The 2,932-nt window shown below is 75.4% G+C and carries 2 protein-coding genes and 1 pseudogene; 1 reads left to right on the top strand and 2 read right to left on the bottom strand.

Features of this window, described 5'->3' with window-relative positions; all coding sequences use genetic code 11:
• Positions 1-40: 40 nt before the first annotated feature.
• Together G5C65_RS34760 and G5C65_RS34755 are read right to left on the bottom strand one after the other, a co-directional pair.
• The gene (locus tag G5C65_RS34760; protein ID WP_338146807.1) at positions 41-739 is read right to left on the bottom strand and encodes an SCO2322 family protein; all 699 of its coding nucleotides are present in this window, start codon (positions 737-739) and stop codon (positions 41-43) included.
• The gene (locus G5C65_RS34755; protein WP_165303049.1) at positions 736-1,995 is read right to left on the bottom strand and encodes a prenyltransferase/squalene oxidase repeat-containing protein; all 1,260 of its coding nucleotides are present in this window, start codon (positions 1,993-1,995) and stop codon (positions 736-738) included. Before G5C65_RS34755 ends, G5C65_RS34760 begins: the two co-directional genes overlap by 4 nt.
• 488 nt (positions 1,996-2,483) lie before the next feature.
• Between G5C65_RS34755 and G5C65_RS34750 the strand changes: the two are divergent.
• A pseudogene (locus tag G5C65_RS34750) lies at positions 2,484-2,932 on the top strand (alpha/beta hydrolase); the annotation flags it as partial.

The following is a 2,932-nucleotide window of genomic DNA, read 5'->3' as shown; positions in this document are numbered from 1 at the left end:
GGAGAGGGAGGGGGAGGGCGCAGGGTCATCCGGACGCGCCTCACTGCCGGCGGCGGCGTGCCTGCCAGAGCGCCGCGACACCGAGCACGGCCACGGCGGCGAGCCCGGCGGCGACGCCGATGCCGGAGGACATCCCGCCGTCGCCGTCCCCGGCGCCGTCGTCCTGGTCCCGGTCCTGGTTCCCGCTCCCGTCCCGGGAGGACTCGCCGTTCCCGGACACCTGCTCGGCGCAGCCCTTGGCGGGGTAGCCGTCGATGGCGCACAGGAGGGCGTCGGAGTTGTAGCGCAGGGGCTTGGCCACGGCGGCGAGCGCGTCGGCGGCGGAGCCCTTCGCGTCGATACGGGCGCACGCGGTGCGCGGCTCGGGCGGGGTCTCGCCCTGTGGAGCGTCCCGCCCGGTGCCGAAGTCGATGCGGAGCGCGATCCGCTTGCTGCCGGACTTCGGCTCCGTACCGGCGCAGGCCGCCTCGAAGCCGGGCTTGCCGCGCGGCTGGGCGGCGTCCCCGGAGTCCTCGGTGACGGCGAAGCGGAAGCCGACGACGTCGCCGTCGCCGGGGCGCAGCACGGACGGGCCCTTGTCCCCGTAGGTCCAGGCGCCGTCGTTCCGCTCCCACAGCGACCAGTAGCGGTAGCTCGCCTTGTCGGCGGCCTGTGCGGTACCGGCCCCGGTACCGGCGGCCGCCAGGGCGAGGGGCAGCGCGGAGAGCAGCGCCACGAGGAGGAGCAGGGGGCGCCTCACAGCGACTGCCTCTTCCGCCGTCCGCTCAGCAGGATGCCGACGCCCGCGCCCACAGCGAGGCCCACGAGGACGAAGGACCAGGTGGGGAGGGAGCCCCCGCCGCCCTTGTCGTCCTTTTTATCGCTGTCGTCCTGGCCCTCCTGCTGGCTCGCTCCCTTCGCCCGCTCCATGGGCGCCTCCGGCTTCGGCCCGGTGGCGTGGATGCGCTCGACGAGGTCGACGCCGCCGAGCTTCGCGGGGTCGCCGCTCCCCGCTGCCTTGTTGGCGAGCAGCAGCATGCTGAGCGCGGCCGGGTCGTTCCTGGCCTTGTCCCAGTCGTCGAGGTGGCCGGCGAGCCAGTCCAGGGACGCCTCGGCCTGGTCGCCCTGGCCTGCCGCGCTGAGGGCGGTCACGGCGTCGGCGGTGTTGGCGTAGTCGGGCGTCTTGCCCGCGGCGCCCGGGGTGACGGACCGGACGTAGCCGCCGTTCTTCTTCATGACGGAGGCGAGGTAGGCGGCGCCCTTCCCGGCCGCCTTCGCCGGGGCGCCCTTCGCCGCCCGCTTGCCGCCGGACGCCGTCATGTCCCGGCCCGTCCCGGCGAGTACGGCGGCGGCGGTGGCGTCGTAGTTCGGGGCGAGCTTGCCGTCCTTGCCGGGCTGGTAGGCGAAGGCGCCCTGGCCGGTCCGGAGGGAGAGCAGCGCGTCGTAGGGCGACTTGCCGTCCTTCTTCCAGGCGGACGGGGCGCGGCCGGCGGCGCTGAGGGCGCCGATGACGACGGAGACGGAGTTGGCGTCGGAGGGGCTGCCGGGCTGGTAGCCCCAGCCGCCGTCGTCGTTCTGCACGGACTTCAGCCAGTCGAGCGCCTGGTCGACCCGCTTCCCGCTGTCCCGCATCCGGGTGAGCGCCTGGACGGCGATGGCGGTGGCGTTGACGTCCGCCGGGGTCTTCTTCGGGTCGCAGTCCGCCTTCGTACGGGGGCGGTACGCGGGGAAGGAGCCGTCGTCGCACTGCTGCATCAGGAGCCAGTCCTGGCTGAACCGGGACGGAACGTAGTCCGCCGCGTACAGGGCCAGGAAGGTGAGCGACTGCCGCCAGACCCCGTCGTACTGCGGATCGCCCTTGCCGTACAGCCCGTCCCGGGCGGGGGACGCGCCGGTGGACGCCTCCGGCGAGGGCGAGGGCGAGGGGGACGCGGCGGACGCCGTGGGAGCCGCCGCCGCGCAGAGCACGAGGGCGGTGGCGGCTGCCGCTGCGAGGCGGCTGCGGCGCGGAAACATGCGGTGCCTTTCGGTGCCGTTCGATGCCTTCGACGAGGGGACGGACGCAGCCGCGCACGCCGCCCCGCCGCGCGGGCCCCCTTCGGGGCCCGGCCGACGACACACCGGGCTCGGCTCCGCATTCCTCGACGGTGCTGTGACGAGGGGCCCGCCGTACGCGTACGTACGCCGGGCGCGCCGGCACAGGAGCCTGCGACCCGGGCCTGGCGATCCGGCTCGCGACGGCCGTCGGGCCGTCGCACACGGTTGCGGGTCAGCGCCGGATTCGCACCGGCTTCCCCGGTCCGGGGCGATGTCTGTCCCGCCCACTCTAGCCGGGCCGCCCGAGGGAGGGGTCCGCCCCCTGTCCGCGGGCCCTCCGGAGCGGGCCGGTGCGGGGGTGGGGGCAGCCCCAGCGCGGGGACGCCGACTGGCGTCATGTTCCGGCGCCGCGCGGCGACCTAGCGTCGCAGCCGACGGAGAACACCTGTCCGCATCGAAGGAGTGCTATGCGCCCAGCGTCCCTTGCCGCCGTCGGACTGGCCCTGGCCGGGCTCGTCCCGACCGCCGGGCCCGCCACCGCGGAGCCGGCCGGCGGCGGCCCGCCGTCCGCCGGCCGCTCCCCGCTGGCGGTCCACGAGCACCAGCGCCTCGACTGGGGGAGGTGCTCCCCGGAGCAGCGGAAGCTGAACGAAGCGGGCGCCCGGTGCGCGAAGGTGACCGTGCCGCTGGACTACTCCGATCCCGGCGGGCGCACCATCAAGATCGCGGTTTCCCGGATCAGGGCGTCCTCCCCGCACGGCCGGCGCGGCATCCTGCTGTCCAACCCGGGCGGACCCGGCGGCACCGGGCTCGCCAACACCCTCGCCCTGCGACCTTCGCTGAAGGACGTCGCGGGCCGCTACGACCTGATCGGCTTCGACCCCCGCTTCCTCGGCGAGAGCACCCCGATCAGCTG

This window comes from Streptomyces boncukensis, from assembly GCF_011045075.1.
GTDB classification, from domain to species: domain Bacteria; phylum Actinomycetota; class Actinomycetes; order Streptomycetales; family Streptomycetaceae; genus Streptomyces; species Streptomyces boncukensis.
The sequence above is the reverse complement of the archived record's forward strand: the minus strand, read 5'-3'. Positions and strand labels throughout refer to the sequence as shown.